The sequence below is a fragment of the Dactylosporangium aurantiacum genome, assembly GCF_000716715.1.
GTDB classification, from domain to species: domain Bacteria; phylum Actinomycetota; class Actinomycetes; order Mycobacteriales; family Micromonosporaceae; genus Dactylosporangium; species Dactylosporangium aurantiacum.
The window spans coordinates 210,510-226,142 of sequence record NZ_JNYJ01000036.1 but is presented as its reverse complement, the minus strand read 5'-3'; the positions used below and the strand labels follow the sequence as shown (position 1 = coordinate 226,142).

Sequence of the window (15,633 nt, the reverse complement as noted above, 5' to 3'; positions counted from 1 at the left end):
AAAGGACGGAGCAGCACGATGTCGCTCGCGCCGTACGTACCTATCCTCGGACTCTTCGCCCTCGCCGCGGGCTTCGCCCTGTTCTCCGTCGCGGTGGCCCCGTTCGTCGGGCCGCGCCGCTTCAACAAGGCGAAGCTTGACGCCTACGAGTGCGGCATCGAGCCCACTCCGCAGCCCGTCGGTGGTGGCCGCTTCCCGGTCAAGTTCTACCTGACCGCGATGCTCTTCATCGTCTTCGACATCGAGATCATCTTCCTGTACCCGTGGGCCGTGAACTTCGGCATGCTCGGCCTCTTCGGGTTCGTGGAGATGATCCTGTTCATCGTCACGGTGTTCGTCGCGTTCGCCTACGTGTGGCGGCGCGGCGGGCTGGATTGGGACTGAGCCATGGGCATCGAGGAAAAGGTACCGACCGGCGTACTGCTGACCACCGTCGAGAAGCTGGTCAACTGGTCGCGCAAGGCGAGCTTCTGGCCCGCCACCTTCGGTCTGGCCTGTTGTGCCATCGAGATGATGGCGACCGGCGCCGCGCGGTATGACCTGGCGCGGTTCGGCATGGAGGTCTTCCGGGCCAGCCCCCGCCAGGCCGACCTGATGATCGTCGCCGGCCGGGTCAGCCAGAAGATGGCCCCGGTCCTGCGCCAGATCTACGACCAGATGCCGGAGCCCCGCTGGGTGCTCTCGATGGGCGTGTGCGCGTCCAGCGGCGGCATGTTCAACAACTACGCGATCGTGCAGGGCGTCGATCACATCGTGCCCGTCGACATGTACCTCCCGGGCTGCCCGCCGCGGCCGGAGATGCTGATCGACGCGATCCTGCGTCTGCACGACAAGGTGATGGCCGAGCCGCTCGGTGACCGCCGCCGCCGCATGATCGAGGCCCGCGTCGAGCGCGACGGCGCGCCGATCGTCGCGCCGGGCGCGATGCCGTCGAGCTACCGGTTCGACAAGGCCAAGCGCGCCGAGTGGACCAAGGCCGTCGCTCAGGGCCGCGAGGAGCAGCTGCGCATCCAGAAGTGGATGGAAGAGCGGGCGAACCTGTCCGGAGGAGCGAAGTGACCAGCCCGTCCAATGTGGAACCGAGCGGCGTCCCGGCCGCCGCGCCGCCGACCGGCGCACAGACCGGCGCTCCAGCCGACTACCCGCCGTCCATCGCCGCGGGCCGGGGCATGTTCGGTGTCCACGGCACCGGCGACACCTCGGGCTTCGGCGGTCTCCGCCGGCGCCGCGCGGTCGAGCTGGACTCGCCGCGGCCGTTCGGCGGGTACTTCGACGAGGTCGTCGACGGGCTCGAGGAGGCCTACCCGGGCTTCGACGACGCGATCGAGCGGGTCGTGGTCGACCGCGGCGAGCTGACGCTGCACGTGGTGCCCGAGCGGATCGCCGAGGTCGCGCAGATCATGCGGGACGACCCGGCGCTGCGCTTCGAGCTGCTGTCGTCGGTGTCCGGCGTCGACTACCTCGGCTCCGACGGCCGGCGGCTGCACGCCGTCTACCACCTGACCTCGATGACGTTCCGCCGCCGCATCCGGCTGGAGGCGGCGGTCACCGCCGAGGACCCGCACCTGCCGAGCGTCACCAAGGTGTACCCGACCGCCGACTGGCAGGAGCGGGAGACCTACGACATGTTCGGCATCGTCTTCGACGGCCACCCGAACCTGACCCGCATCCTGATGCCCGACGACTGGGAGGGCTTCCCGCAGCGGAAGGACTACCCGCTCGGCGGCGTGCCGGTCGAGTACAAGGGCGCCGAGATCCCACCGCCGGACCAGCGGAGGAGTTACCAGTGACCACCGATTACGCAAGCGCTCGCGAGACCACGGAAGGCCGGGTCTTCACCGTCACCGGCGGCGACTGGGACACGGTCGTCAACGAGGCGGGCTCCGAGGAGCGCATCGTCGTCAACATGGGTCCGCAGCACCCGTCGACCCACGGCGTGCTCCGGCTGGTCCTGGAGCTGGAAGGCGAGACGGTCACCGAGGCCCGCACCGTCATCGGCTACCTGCACACCGGCATCGAGAAGAACCTGGAGTTCCGCAACTGGACCCAGGGGACCACGTTCGTCACGCGCATGGACTACCTCGCGCCGATGTTCAACGAGACCGGCTACTGCCTCGCGGTGGAGAAGCTGCTCGGCATCGAGGACCAGATCACCGAGCGGGCGAAGACGATCCGCGTGCTCATGATGGAGCTCAACCGGGTCTCCTCCCACCTGGTGTGGCTGGCGACGACGGGCATGGAGCTCGGCGCGCTGTCGATGATGATCTACGGCTTCCGTGAGCGCGAGTACATCCTCGACATCTTCGAGCTGGCCTCCGGCCTGCGGATGAACCACGCGTACATCCGCCCCGGCGGCCTGGCCCAGGACCTGCCCGAGGAAGCGGCCGCGAAGATCCGGGAGTTCCTGACCTGGATGCCCGAGCGCATCGACATGTACGAGGACCTGCTGTCGGGCAACACGATCTGGCGCGAGCGCACGCAGGGCGTGGCCGTGCTCGACGTGACCGGCTGCCTGGCGCTGGGCATCACCGGCCCGGTGCTGCGCTCCGCGGGTCTCGGCTGGGACATCCGCAAGCAGCAGCCGTACCTCGGCTACGAGACGTACGACTTCGAGGTCCCCACCGAGCCGACCGGCGACGCGTGGGGCCGCTACATGGTCCGGCTCAACGAGATGCGCCAGTCGGTGCGGATCATCCAGCAGGCCATGGACAGGCTCGAGCCCGGCCCGATCATGATCGGCGACAAGAAGATCGCCTGGCCGGCGCAGCTGGCGATCGGCGGCGACGGCCTCGGCAACTCGCTGGACCACGTCGCGAAGATCATGGGCCAGTCGATGGAGGCCCTGATCCACCACTTCAAGCTGGTCACCGAGGGCTTCCGGGTGCCGGCCGGCCAGGTGTACGTGCCGATCGAGGCGCCCCGCGGCGAGCTCGGCGTGCACGCGGTCTCCGACGGAGGCACCCGGCCCTACCGGGTGCACTACCGGGAGCCCAGCTTCGTCAACCTGCAGGCTATTCCGGCGATGGCCGAGGGCGGGCTGCTCGCCGACGTCATCGTGGGCGGCGCCTCGCTCGACCCCGTCATGGGTGGGTGTGATCGTTAATGGCGTTCAGTGAGGTCACGCACGAACGTGCGCGGCAGATCATCGCGCGGTACCCCGAAGGCCGGTCGCGCTCGGCACTGCTGCCGCTGCTGCACCTGGTGCAGTCGGAGCAGGGCTACGTGTCGCCGGAGGGCATCGCCTTCTGCGCCGAGATCCTCGGCATCACCAAGGCCCAGGTCGGCGCGGTGGCCACGTTCTACACCATGTACAAGCGCAAGCCGACCGGCGACTGGCTCGTCTCCGTCTGCACCAACACCATGTGCGGTGTGCTCGGCGGCGACAAGGCGTACGAGGCGCTGCGCGACTACCTGGGTGTCGACCACGACGAGACCACGGCCGACGGCAAGATCACGCTCGAGCACGCCGAGTGCCTGGCCGCCTGCGACTACGCCCCGGTGATGACGGTCAACTACGAGTTCTTCGACCAGATCACCGAGGACAGCGCGCTCACCCTGGTGAAGCAGCTGCAGAACGGCGAGCGCCCGCAGCCGACCCGCGGCACGCGGCTGTGCACGCTCAAGGAGATGGCGGTCCAGCTGGCCGGCTTCGCCGACGACCGGGGCGACGACGTGATCGCCGACGGTCCCGCGGGCGGGCCGACCCTCGCCGGCAACCGGCTCGCGGAGCGGTTCGGCATCGCGGTGCCGGGCTTCGACCCGGAGACCCCGATCGGCAAGAAGGACGAGGCCCCGGCGCCGAAGCCGGCCGAGACCATGCCGAAGGCGGCCTCGGACGCCAAGCCGGCCGGCGACAGCCCCATGCCGCAGAAAGACGCAGTGAAGGAGGCGAAGGCGTGACGCTCGACTACCAGCCTTCCCAGGAGTCGCTGTCGAAGCTGACGCCCGTGCTGACCAAGCGCTGGCTGTCGCCCGACGCGTGGAAGATCGACGTGTACGAGCGGCTCGACGGCTACACCGCGCTGCGCAAGGCATTCAAGGCCCACCCCGACGAGCTGATCCAGCTGGTCAAGGACTCGGGCCTGCGCGGCCGCGGCGGCGCCGGCTTCCCCACCGGCATGAAGTGGGGCTTCATCCCGCAGAACGACGGCAAGCCGCACTACCTGGTGGTCAACGCCGACGAGGGCGAGCCGGGCACCTGCAAGGACCTGCCGCTGATGATGGCCGACCCGCACGCGCTGGTGGAAGGCGTCATCATCGCCTCCTACGCGATCCGGGCCAACTTCGCCGCGATCTACATCCGCGGCGAGGCCGTGCACTCCGCCCGCCGCCTGCGCGCCGCGGTCCAGCAGGCGTACGCCAAGGGGTACCTCGGCAAGAACATCCTCGGCAGCGGCTTCGACCTGGACCTGGTCGTCCACAGTGGAGCGGGCGCCTACATCTGCGGCGAGGAGACGGCGCTGCTGGACTCGCTGGAGGGTTACCGCGGCCAGCCCCGGCTGCGTCCGCCGTTCCCGGCCACGCACGGCCTGTACGCCTCGCCCACGGTCGTCAACAACGTTGAGACGATCGCCAGCGTCCCGTACATCGTGCTCGGCGGCTCGGCCTGGTTCCGCAGCATGGGCACCGAGAAGTCGCCCGGCCCGAAGATCTACTCGATCTCGGGGCGGGTCAACAACCCCGGCCAGTTCGAGTGCTCCCTCGGCGTGACGCTGCGGCAGCTCATCGACCTGGCCGGTGGCATGCAGCCCGGCCACAAGCTGAAGTTCTGGACGCCGGGCGGGTCGTCGACGCCGATGCTCACCGACGAGCACCTCGACGTGCCGATGGACTTCGAGGGCATGGCGGGCGTCGGCACGATGCTCGGCACGACGGCCGTGCAGGTCTTCTCGGACCAGGACGACATCGTCTACGCCACGTACCGGTGGATCGCCTTCTACCACCACGAGTCCTGCGGCAAGTGCACGCCGTGCCGCGAGGGCAACTACTGGATGGTGCGGATCCTGCACCGCATCCTCGCCGGCCAGGGCACCCACCAGGACCTCGACACCCTGCTGGACGCCTGCGACAACCTGCTCGGGCGCTCGTTCTGCGCGCTCGGTGACGGTGCGACGAGCCCGGTGACGTCCTCGATCAAGTACTTCAAGCAGGACTACCTGGACTACATCGAGGGCCGCAAGACTCCGATGTTCAAGGGCGAACTGGTAGGAGCCCACTGATGACGGACGTCGTTCCGAAGGCCGACACGGTCAAGCTGACCATCGACGGCATCGAGGTCGAGGCACCCAAGGGCGCGCTCGTCATCCGGGCCGCCGAGCAGATCGGCATCTCCATCCCCCGCTTCTGCGACCACCCGCTGCTGGCCCCGGCCGGCGCGTGCCGCCAGTGCCTGGTCGACATCGAGGGCCAGCGCAAGCCGGTGGCCTCGTGCACGCAGCCGGTCGCCGAAGGCATGGTGGTCCGCACCCAGATGACCTCCGAAGTGGCCAAGAAGGCCCAAGAGGGCATCATGGAGTTCCTCCTGATCAACCACCCGCTCGACTGCCCGGTCTGCGACAAGGGCGGCGAGTGCCCCCTGCAGAACCAGGCGATGAGCAACGGCCAGTCCGAGAGCCGGTTCGTCGAGCACAAGCGGGAGTACCCGAAGCCGCTGCCGATCAGCACCCAGGTGCTGCTCGACCGCGAGCGGTGCGTGCTGTGCCAGCGCTGCACCCGGTTCTCCGACGAGATCGCCGGCGACAAGTTCATCGACCTGATGGAGCGCTCGTCCAACGAGCAAATCGGCGTCTTCCGGGGCAACCCCGAGACGCCCGAGGACGACGCGCCGTTCAACTCGTACTTCTCCGGCAACACGATCCAGATCTGCCCGGTCGGCGCGCTGACCAGCGCCCAGTACCGCTTCCGGGCCCGGCCGTTCGACCTGGTCTCCACGCCCAGCGCGTGCGAGCACTGCGCCGCCGGCTGTGACCAGCGGGCCGACCACCGCCGCGGCAAGGTCATGCGCCGCCTGGCGGGCGACGACCCGGCGGTCAACGAGGAGTGGAACTGCGACAAGGGCCGCTTCGCGTTCCAGTACACCAACGCCACCGACCGGCTGACCAAGCCGCTGGTGCGCGACAGCAAGACCGGTGAGCTGCGCGAGGCGAGCTGGCCCGAGGCCCTCACGGTCGCGGCCGCGGGCCTCGCCGCCGCGAAGGACAACGGCGGCGTCGGCGTCCTCACCGGCGGCCGGCTGACGGTCGAGGACGCGTTCGCGTACTCGAAGTTCGCCCGGGTCGCCCTCGGCACCAACGACATCGACTTCCGGGCCCGCCCGCTGTCGGCGGAGGAGACCGAGTTCCTCGGCTCGTCCGTGGCCGGCAAGGTCGAGGTCACGTACGCCGACATCGAGCGGGCCGGGGCGGTCGTCTTCGTCGGGCTGGAGCCCGAGGAGGAGTGCCCGATCATCTTCCTGCGGGCCCGCAAGACGTACCTGAAGCGGGGGCTGCCCAGCTTCGCGGTCGCCCCGTTCGTCAGCCGCGGGTTCGAGAAGCTCGGCGCGACCGTCCTGCTGACCGCACCCGGCGCCGAGGCGGAGGTGCTCGGCGCGTCCGAGCAGCTGCGCGAGGCGCTGTCGGCCGAGGGCGCGATCCTGTTCGTCGGCGAGCGGCTGGCCGGCGTCGAGGGCGGCCTGTCCGCCGCGGCGCGCATCGCCGAGGAGACCGGCGCCAGGCTCGCCTGGGTGCCGCGTCGCGCCGGTGACCGCGGCGCGGTCGAGGCCGGCGCGCTGCCGACCCTGCTGCCCGGTGGCCGGCCGGTCTACGACCCGGCCGCTCGCAGCGAGGTCGCCGCCGCGTGGCAGCTGGACGCGGGCGTCCTGCCCAGCGCCTCCGGCCGGGACACCGACGCGATCATCGCCGCCGCCAAGGCCGGCCAGCTCGGCGCGCTGCTCGTCGGCGGCGTCGACCCGGCCGACCTGTCCGACCCGATCGCCGCTGAGCAGGCGCTGGACGAGGTCGGCTTCGTGGTCAGCCTGGAGCTGCGGCTCAGCGCCGTCGCCAAGCGCGCCGACGTGGTCCTGCCGATCGCCCCGGCGGTCGAGAAGACCGGTTCGTACGTCAACTGGGAAGGCCGGGTCCGCCCGTTCGGCACGGTGCTCAAGACCGCCGCGATGAGCGACGCCCGCGTCCTCGACGCGCTGGGTCGCGAGCTCGGCATCGAGCTGGGCGTCGGCGACGTCGACGCGGTGCGCGCGCAGCTCGCCACGCTGGCGGAGCTGCCGCTGCCCGGGACCGCCGAGACCGGCACCGCCCTGCGCGCCAGCGTGCGGGCCACGGTGCCGACGGTCGCCCCCGGCACGGCCGCCGCGCCGGCCGGCGGCCAGGCGGTCCTCGCCTCCTGGCACCACCTGCTCGACAACGGTTCGCTGCAGGACGGCGACGGCCACCTGGCCGGCACCGCCCGCACGCCGGTCGTGCGGATCTCCAAGAGCACCGCCGCCGACCTCGGGGTCGCCGACGGTGACGCGGTGACGGTGGGCACGGAGCGGGGCGCGATCACCCTGCCGGCTCTGGTCGCCGACATGGTCGACGGGGTCGTCTGGGTCCCGACGAACTCACCCGGCTCGACCCTGCGCCGCACGCTCGGCGTCGCCGAAGGTGCGCTGGTCGAGATCAGCTCTGGGGGTACCAAATCATGATCCTCGCCGAGAACCTCGACCAGTTCGGCAAAGACCCCTGGTGGCTGGTGCTCGCCAAGGTCGTCGTGATCTTCGCGTTCCTGGTCGTCATGACGCTCTTCGCCATCTGGTACGAGCGCAAGGTCGTCGCCCGGATGCAGGTCCGGCCCGGCCCGAACCGTAACGGCCCGTTCGGCCTGCTGCAGTCCCTCGCGGACGGCCTGAAGCTGGCGTTCAAGGAAGACATCATGCCGCGGCTCGCGGACAAGGTCGTCTTCTTCTTCGCGCCGGTGATCTCCACGATCTGCGCGTTCACCGCCTTCTCGGTGATCCCGTTCGGGCCGACCGTGTCGATCTTCGGTACGCACAGCCCGCTGCAGCTCACCGACATCCCGGTGGCGGTGCTGCTGGTGCTGGCGTGCTCGTCGATGGGCATCTACGGCGTCGTGCTCGGCGGCTGGGCCTCCGGCTCGACGTACCCGCTGCTCGGTGGCCTGCGTTCGAGCGCCCAGATGATCTCGTACGAGGTCGCGATGGGCCTGTCGATCGTCTCGGTCTTCCTGGTGTCGGGCACGATGTCCACCTCGCAGATCGTCGAGGGGCAGGCCGGCAACGGCACCGTCGACATCGGCGGCTGGCAGGCGGACCTGCCGGCCTGGTACGGCATCCTGCTGCTGCCGAGCTTCCTGATCTACTTCACCGCCGCGGTCGGCGAGACCAACCGGGCCCCGTTCGACCTTCCCGAGGCCGAGTCGGAGCTGGTCGGTGGCTTCCACACCGAGTACTCCTCGCTGAAGTTCGCGCTGTTCTTCCTCGCCGAGTACGTCAACATGGTCACCGTCTCGGGCCTGTGCGCAACGCTGTTCCTCGGCGGTTGGCGCGCCCCGTGGCCGATCTCGCTGTGGGACGGCGCCAACCAGGGCTGGTGGCCGGTCCTCTGGTTCACCATCAAGGTCCTGCTGCTGCTGTTCGTCTTCGTGTGGCTGCGCGGCACGCTGCCCCGGCTGCGGTACGACCAGTTCATGCGGTTCGGCTGGAAGGTCCTGATCCCGGCCAACCTGATCTGGATCCTTTCGCTCGCCGGCATCCTGCTGACGATCGACAGCGACAACCTCAGCTCCCTCGGCAAGTTCGGCGTCTCCGTCGCGATCATCGTCGCCGCGCTGGCGCTCGGCCTCACGGCGATCGCCCTGTCGCGGCGCAACGTGACGGCGGTCGAGATGCCGAAGGCGCACCCTGGCGGCCGGGTCGGTGGCGACAAGGGCTTCCCGTTGCCGCCGCTGAACCTTGAGGTCCCGCCGAGCCCGCGGGCCAAGCGCGTGATCGTCGAGCGGGAGCCCGTCTCGACCGGCAAGGAGAACGCATGAGCATCGGCGGCACCCTGAAGGGATTCGGGGTCACCTTCTCGCACATGTTCAAGAAGGTGGTCACCGAGGAGTACCCGGAGCAGCGCAAGCCTCCGGCGCCCCGGTACCACGGACGGCACATCCTCAACCGGTGGCCGGACGGCCTCGAGAAGTGCATCGGCTGCGAGCTGTGCGCGTGGGCGTGCCCCGCGGACGCGATCTTCGTCGAGGGCGCCGACAACACCGAGGAGCAGCGCTTCTCGCCCGGTGAGCGGTATGCCCAGACGTACCAGATCAACTACGCCCGCTGCATCTTCTGCGGTCTGTGCATCGAGGCCTGCCCGACCCGTTCGCTGACCATGAGCAACGAGTACGAGCTGGCCCGCGACAACCGGCGCGACCTCATCTTCACCAAGGAGATGCTGCTCGCGCCGCTGCTGCCCGGCATGGAGCGCCCGCCGCACGACATGCGTCTCGGCGAGACGGAGAAGGACTACTACGTCGGCGCGCTCGACAACCCCGGCACGTCCGCGGGCGCCGAGCACTACAAGGGGGGCGGTCAGGCATGAACCTGTCCCTGGAACTGCTCGCCGCCGCCGGTGACGTGAAGGGAGGCGAGGCCACCACCTTCTGGATCCTCGCCCCGATCGCGGTCCTCGGCGCCATCGGGATGGTGTGGGCCCGCAACGCGGTGCACTCCGCGCTGTTCCTGGTGATCACGATGCTGTGCCTGGGCGTGTTCTACGTGCTGCAGGCCGGCCCGTTCATCGGCATGGTGCAGATCATCGTCTACACCGGCGCGATCATGATGCTGTTCCTCTTCGTGCTGATGCTCGTCGGTCGCGACTCCTCGGACTCGCTGATCGAGACGTTGCGCGGCCAGCGGATGGTGGCGATCATGCTCGGCGTCGGGCTGTCGCTGCTGCTGGGCATCGCCCTGTACCGCGCGCTCGGCGACTCGGACCCGAAGGGCCTGACCGAGGCGAACGCCGCGGGCAACGTGACCGGCCTGGCGAAGCTGATCTTCACCAAGTACGTGTACGTGTTCGAGGTGACCTCGGCGCTGCTGATCACGGCGGCCGTCGGCGCGATGATCCTGGCGCACATCGAGAAGCGCAAGGAAGACAAGGTCAGCCAGCCGGAGCGGATGCTCGCCCGGTTCCAGCCGGGCAGCTACCCCGCGCCGAAGCCCGGCCCGGGCGTGTTCTCCACCTCCGACTCGGTGGCGACGCCCGCGCGACTGCCCGACGGCACGCCGTCGGAGCGCAGCATCTCCAAGATCCTCCCGACCCGGGAGTTGACGTCGGCAGACGTCGCACCGAAGGGGACCGAGAAGTGACACCGACGTACTACATCGTCCTGGCGTCGATCCTGTTCACGATCGGCGCGGTGGGCGTGCTCATCCGCCGCAACGCCATCGTGCTGTTCATGTGCATCGAGCTCATGCTCAACGCCGCGAACCTGGCGCTGGTCACGTTCAGCCGGATCAACGGCACGCTCGACGGCCAGATCATGGCGTTCTTCGTCATGGTCGTCGCGGCGGCCGAGGTCGTCGTCGGCCTGGCGATCATCATGTCGATCTTCCGGACTCGACGCTCCGCAAGCGTCGACGACGCGAACCTGCTGAAGTACTAGGGAGCGGGTTGTGGAACCAATCGCCTACACGGCGGCGAACGGGTGGCTGGGCACGTTCTGGCTGCTGCCCGCGATCCCGCTGGCCAGCGCGGCAGTGCTGCTGCTGCTCGGCAAGCGCGCCGACCGCTGGGGACACTGGCTCGGCGTGCTCAGCGTCGCCACGTCCTTCGTGCTGGGGCTGACCTACTTCTTCACGCTCCGCGGCCTCGAGAACCGCAACGGCGTCGAGCTGAAGCTGTGGGACTACATCGGCGTCGGGGACTTCAAGGTCGACCTGGGTCTGCTGTTCGACCCGCTGTCGGCGATGTTCGTCCTGCTGATCACGGGTGTCGGCTCACTGATCCACCTCTACGCGGTGGGTTACATGGACCACGACCCGGGTCGCCGGAAGTTCTTCGGCTACTTCAACCTCTTCGTCGCGGCGATGCTGTTGCTGGTGCTCGGCAACAACTACGTGATGCTGTACTTCGGCTGGGAGGGCGTCGGTCTCGCGTCCTACCTGCTGATCTCCTTCTGGTACCTGAAGCCGAGCGCGGCGACCGCCGGTAAGAAGGCGTTCCTGATGAACCGCGTCGGTGACGCCGGTTTCGCGATCGCCATCTTCATGATGTTCGCCTACCTCGGCACGGTCGACTACGCCGAGGTCTTCAACGGCGTGCACAAGCTCAGCAGCGGCGTGGTCCTGCTCATGGCGCTCCTGCTGCTGCTCGGCGCGGCCGGCAAGTCCGGCCAGTTCCCGCTGCAGGCCTGGCTCCCGGACGCCATGGAGGGCCCGACCCCGGTGTCGGCGCTCATCCACGCCGCCACGATGGTCACCGCCGGCGTGTACCTGATCGCCCGGTCGCACCCGATCTTCGACGCCAACTCCACGGCGCAGACGGTCGTCGTCGCGGTCGGCGCGCTGACGCTGCTGATGGGCTGCATCATCGGCTGCGCCAAGGACGACATCAAGCGGGTCCTCGCCTGGTCGACGGTCAGCCAGATCGGCTACATGTTCCTGGGTGTCGGCCTCGGCGGTGCCGCCTACGCGCTCGCCCTGATCCACCTGCTGGCCCACGGCTTCTTCAAGGCCGGCATGTTCCTCGGCGCCGGATCCGTCATGCACGGCATGCACGACCAGGTGGACATCCGCCGCTTCGGCGGGCTGTACAAGTACATGAAGATCACCTGGATCACGTTCGGCCTCGGCTGGCTCGCGATCATCGGCTTCCCCGGCCTGTCCGGCTTCTTCTCCAAGGAGCCGATCATCGTCGCGGCGTTCGAGCGCGAGGGCTGGACCGCGTGGCTGTTCGGCGGCGCGGCCCTGCTCGGCGCCGGCCTGACCGCGTTCTACATGACGCGGCTCTTCTGGCTCACGTTCCACGGCCCGGAGCGCTGGACCGACGACATCCGGCACCCGCACGAGTCGCCGAAGATCATGACGATCCCGCTGATCCTGCTGGCGGTCGGCTCGGTCGCGGCCGGTTACCTGCTGTCGACCTCGGTGCCCGAGTGGCTGACCCCGGTCTACGGCAGCGAGCACGCCGAGCACGAGCCGGTCATGAGCCACCTGCTCATCACCGTCCTGTCGATCGTGATGACGTTCGCCGGTGCCGGCCTGGCCATCGCGCTGTTCAACAAGGGCACCGCCCTGCAGGAGCAGCCGGCCGGCCCGCTGGTCACCGCCGCCCGCAAGAACCTCTACACCGACTCGTTCAACGAGGCGGTCTTCGAGGCGCCCGGCCGCTACCTGACCCGCGCCCTGGTCTACATCGACAACCGCGGCATCGACGGGCTGGTCAACGGCCTCGCCGCAGGGGTCGGCGGCGGCTCCGGCCGGCTCCGCCGGGCACAGACCGGTTTCGTGCGCTCCTATGCCCTGTCCATCCTTGGAGGCGCGGTGCTCGTGGTGGCCGCCATGCTGGCGGTGACGTTCGGATGAGCTCCTTTCCGTATCTGACCGTGCTCACGGTCGCGCCGCTCGTCGGCGCCGCCGGGGTCGCGTTCCTGCCGAAGGACAAACCGGAGCTGGCCAAGCGCGCCGCCTTCGGCTGGTCGCTGCTGATCCTGGCGCTGACCGTCGGGCTGTGGGTGCAGTTCAAGCCCAACGGCGAGCGGTTCCAGTTCCGCGAGTCCTACACGTGGATCCCGCAGTGGGGCGCCAAGTTCACCTTCGCGGTCGACGGCATCGCCCTGGTCATGATCGCGCTGATCGCGCTGCTGGTGCCGCTGGTCGTGCTCGCGTCCTGGCACGACGCCGACAAGAGCAAGCGGTCGGTGCCGGCGTACTTCGCGCTGCTGCTGGCCCTCGAGTCCACGATGATCGGCGTCTTCGCCGCGCAGGACGTGTTCCTGTTCTACGTGTTCTTCGAGGTCATGCTCGTGCCGATGTACTTCCTCATCGGCTCGTACGGCGGGCACCAGGAGCAGTACGCGGCGGTCAAGTTCTTCCTGTACTCGCTGGTCGGCGGGCTCTTCATGCTCGCCGCCGTGGTCGGGCTGTGGGTCCTCGGTGGGCACACCTTCGACTGGCCGACGCTGCTGTCCGCGGACTTCAGCGTCACCGCCGAGCGCTGGCTGTTCCTCGGCTTCTTCCTCGCGTTCGCGATCAAGGCGCCGTTCTTCCCGTTCCACACCTGGCTGCCCGACGCCGGTGGCGCGGCCCAGGCCGGCTCGGCGGCGCTGCTGGTCGGCGTCATGGACAAGGTCGGCACGTTCGGCATCCTGCGCTACTGCCTGCCGCTGTTCCCGAACGCGTCGAAGTACTTCGCCTGGCTCGGGCTCACCCTCGCGGTCGTCGGCATCATCTACGGCGCACTCGTGGCGATCGGCCAGCAGGACCTCAAGCGGCTGGTCTCGTACACGTCGATCGCGCACTTCGGCTTCATCGGCATCGGCATCTTCGCCTTCACGACGCAGGCGGGCACCGGCGCGGTGCTGTACATGGTCAACCACGGCCTCGCGACCGGCCTGCTCTTCCTGGTCGTCGGCATGCTGGTGAGCCGCCGCGGCAGCGCCCTGGTGAGCGACTTCGGCGGCGCCGGCAAGCTCGTGCCGGTCCTCGCCGGGGTGTTCTTCATCGCCGGTCTGGCCTCGCTCGCGCTGCCGGGCACGTCGCCGTTCGTCTCCGAGTTCCTGGTGCTGATCGGCACGTTCACGGTGAACAAGACGGTGGCCGTCATCGCCACCGCCGGCATCATCCTGGCCGCCGGTTACGTACTCTGGATGATCCAGCGCACCACGCAGGGCACCACGAACCCGAAGCTGCTCGAGGTCAAGGCGATGAGCCGGGACCTGTCGCTGCGTGAGGCCGTCGTCGTCACGCCGCTGATCGCGCTGATCCTGGTGCTCGGCTTCTACCCGAAGCCGGTCATCGACGTGATCAACCCGGCGATCAAGGCGACGATGACGGACATGCACGTCACCGACCCGAAAGCCACCGCAGGCACCGTGGAGGCCGGCAAGTGAACGACAAACTCCAACTGCCGAACCTGGATTACGCGGCGCTCTCGCCGATGCTGATCCTGTTCGGTGTCGCGTGCATCGGGGTGCTCGTCGAAGGCTTCGTGCCGCGGCGGATGCGGCACACCGTGCAGCTGTCCCTGTCGCTGCTCGGCCTCGTCGCCGCGCTGGTGATGGTGATCCGGCAGGGCAGCAAGGACGTGATCACGGCGCAGACCGCGGTCGCCATCGACGGCCCCGGCCTGTTCCTGTCGGCCGCGATCATCGTGCTCGGCATCGTGTCGCTGCTGCTGATCGGTGAGCGGACGCTGGAGACCGGCGGCGCGTTCGTCGCGCAGGCCGCCGTCACCGCCAACACCGACGCCGACCGCGACCAGGCCGCGCGCACGACCGGGGCGACCGAGGTCTTCCCGCTCACGATGTTCGCACTGGCCGGCATGCTGCTGTTCTGTGTCGCGAACGACCTGCTGGTCATGTTCGTGGCCCTCGAGGTCTTCTCGCTGCCGCTGTACCTGCTGTGTGCGCTCGCCCGCCGCCGCCGGCTGCTGTCGCAGGAGGCCGCGCTCAAGTACTTCCTGCTGGGCTCGTTCGCCTCGGCGTTCTTCCTGTTCGGCATCGCGCTCGTCTACGGGTACGCCGGCCAGGTCGACTTCAAGGCGATCGACACCGCGATCCAGAACTCGGCCAACGACGACGTGCTGCTCTACGTCGGCCTGGCGATGCTCGCGATCGGCCTGCTGTTCAAGGCCGCCGCGGTGCCGTTCCACGTGTGGACCCCGGACGTCTACCAGGGCGCCCCGACGCCGGTGACGGCGCTCATGGCGGCCTGCACGAAGGTCGCCGCCTTCGGTGGTCTGCTGCGGCTGGTGTACGTGGGCTTCTCCCGCACGGAGTGGGAGCTGCAGCAGGTCCTCGGCACGGTGGCGGTCCTCACCATGCTCGTCGGCGCGATCCTGGCCGTGACGCAGACCGACATCAAGCGGCTGCTCGCTTACTCCTCGATCGCCAACGCCGGCTACCTGCTGGTGGGCGTCCTCGCGGTGTCGGAGCAGGGCCTGTCCAGCTCGATGTTCTACCTCGTCGCCTACGGCTTCACGGTGCTCGCCGCGTTCGCCGTGGTGACCCTGGTCCGCGACGCGGACGGTGAGGCGACCCACCTGTCCCGCTGGGCCGGGCTGGGGCGGCGCTCGCCGCTGTATGCGACCCTGTTCACCTTCATCCTGCTGGCCTTCGCGGGTCTGCCGCTGACCAGCGGTTTCACCGCCAAGTTCGGGGTCTTCGCGGCCGCGATCGACGCCGACCAGACCTGGCTGGTGATCGCCGGCGTGGTGAGCAGCGCCATTCTGGCCTTCCCCTATCTGCGGGTGGTCGTCATGATGTGGCTGTCGGAGCCGGGCGAGACCACCCCTGCGGTGTCTATCCCGGGCGCGATGACGGCAGCGGCGCTGGTCATCGGGACCGTCGCGACGCTCGTGCTGGGTGTCGCCCCGAGTGTCTTGATCGAGGCGACCGAGCACGCGGGGATATTCGTAGGCAAGTAGAGGCTGCGCGCCG

Annotated in this window: 14 protein-coding genes; all 14 read left to right on the top strand. The window is 69.1% G+C overall.

Translation table 11 applies throughout. The features are described 5' to 3' along the window. Positions 1-18: 18 nt before the first annotated feature. From OP18_RS34415 to nuoN, 14 genes are read left to right on the top strand one after another with little or no spacing between them, the layout of a single operon-like run. Positions 19-384, top strand: coding sequence for an NADH-quinone oxidoreductase subunit A (locus OP18_RS34415; RefSeq protein ID WP_033363265.1), 366 nt, complete (start codon positions 19-21; stop codon positions 382-384). Between the two features lie 3 nt (positions 385-387). Next, a complete protein-coding gene (locus OP18_RS34410; RefSeq protein ID WP_033363264.1) occupies positions 388-1,059 on the top strand; it encodes a NuoB/complex I 20 kDa subunit family protein in 672 nt (223 codons plus the stop codon). Then, positions 1,056-1,790, top strand: coding sequence for an NADH-quinone oxidoreductase subunit C (locus tag OP18_RS34405; protein WP_033363263.1), 735 nt, complete (start codon positions 1,056-1,058; stop codon positions 1,788-1,790). Before OP18_RS34410 ends, OP18_RS34405 begins: the two co-directional genes overlap by 4 nt. Further along, positions 1,787-3,103: an NADH-quinone oxidoreductase subunit D gene (locus OP18_RS34400; RefSeq protein WP_033363262.1), complete on the top strand. Its 1,317-nt coding sequence runs from the start codon at positions 1,787-1,789 to the stop codon at positions 3,101-3,103. Before OP18_RS34405 ends, OP18_RS34400 begins: the two co-directional genes overlap by 4 nt. Next, positions 3,103-3,900 (top strand): NADH-quinone oxidoreductase subunit NuoE, encoded by a 798-nt coding sequence (nuoE, locus tag OP18_RS34395; RefSeq protein ID WP_033363261.1) that lies wholly within the window; start codon positions 3,103-3,105, stop codon positions 3,898-3,900. The genes OP18_RS34400 and nuoE overlap by 1 nt, the downstream gene beginning before the upstream one ends. Next, positions 3,897-5,219, top strand: a complete 1,323-nt coding sequence (nuoF, locus tag OP18_RS34390) for an NADH-quinone oxidoreductase subunit NuoF (RefSeq protein ID WP_033363260.1) — start codon at positions 3,897-3,899, stop codon at positions 5,217-5,219. The genes nuoE and nuoF overlap by 4 nt, the downstream gene beginning before the upstream one ends. Beyond that, positions 5,219-7,678: an NADH-quinone oxidoreductase subunit G gene (locus OP18_RS34385; RefSeq protein ID WP_033363259.1), complete on the top strand. Its 2,460-nt coding sequence runs from the start codon at positions 5,219-5,221 to the stop codon at positions 7,676-7,678. The genes nuoF and OP18_RS34385 overlap by 1 nt, the downstream gene beginning before the upstream one ends. Continuing rightward, the gene (gene nuoH / locus OP18_RS34380; protein WP_033363258.1) at positions 7,675-9,024 is read left to right on the top strand and encodes an NADH-quinone oxidoreductase subunit NuoH; all 1,350 of its coding nucleotides are present in this window, start codon (positions 7,675-7,677) and stop codon (positions 9,022-9,024) included. The genes OP18_RS34385 and nuoH overlap by 4 nt, the downstream gene beginning before the upstream one ends. Then, the gene (gene nuoI, locus OP18_RS34375) at positions 9,021-9,572 is read left to right on the top strand and encodes an NADH-quinone oxidoreductase subunit NuoI (protein WP_033363257.1); all 552 of its coding nucleotides are present in this window, start codon (positions 9,021-9,023) and stop codon (positions 9,570-9,572) included. Before nuoH ends, nuoI begins: the two co-directional genes overlap by 4 nt. Further along, positions 9,569-10,342, top strand: a complete 774-nt coding sequence (locus OP18_RS34370) for an NADH-quinone oxidoreductase subunit J (protein WP_033363256.1) — start codon at positions 9,569-9,571, stop codon at positions 10,340-10,342. The genes nuoI and OP18_RS34370 overlap by 4 nt, the downstream gene beginning before the upstream one ends. After that, a complete protein-coding gene (gene nuoK / locus OP18_RS34365; protein ID WP_033363255.1) occupies positions 10,339-10,638 on the top strand; it encodes an NADH-quinone oxidoreductase subunit NuoK in 300 nt (99 codons plus the stop codon). Before OP18_RS34370 ends, nuoK begins: the two co-directional genes overlap by 4 nt. 10 nt (positions 10,639-10,648) lie before the next feature. After that, complete coding sequence (gene nuoL / locus OP18_RS34360) at positions 10,649-12,559, top strand: NADH-quinone oxidoreductase subunit L (RefSeq protein ID WP_033363254.1); 1,911 nt, start codon at positions 10,649-10,651, stop codon at positions 12,557-12,559. Then, positions 12,556-14,085: an NADH-quinone oxidoreductase subunit M gene (locus OP18_RS34355; RefSeq protein WP_033363253.1), complete on the top strand. Its 1,530-nt coding sequence runs from the start codon at positions 12,556-12,558 to the stop codon at positions 14,083-14,085. Before nuoL ends, OP18_RS34355 begins: the two co-directional genes overlap by 4 nt. Next, positions 14,082-15,620 (top strand): NADH-quinone oxidoreductase subunit NuoN, encoded by a 1,539-nt coding sequence (nuoN, locus tag OP18_RS34350; RefSeq protein ID WP_033363252.1) that lies wholly within the window; start codon positions 14,082-14,084, stop codon positions 15,618-15,620. The genes OP18_RS34355 and nuoN overlap by 4 nt, the downstream gene beginning before the upstream one ends. Positions 15,621-15,633: the final 13 nt, after the last annotated feature.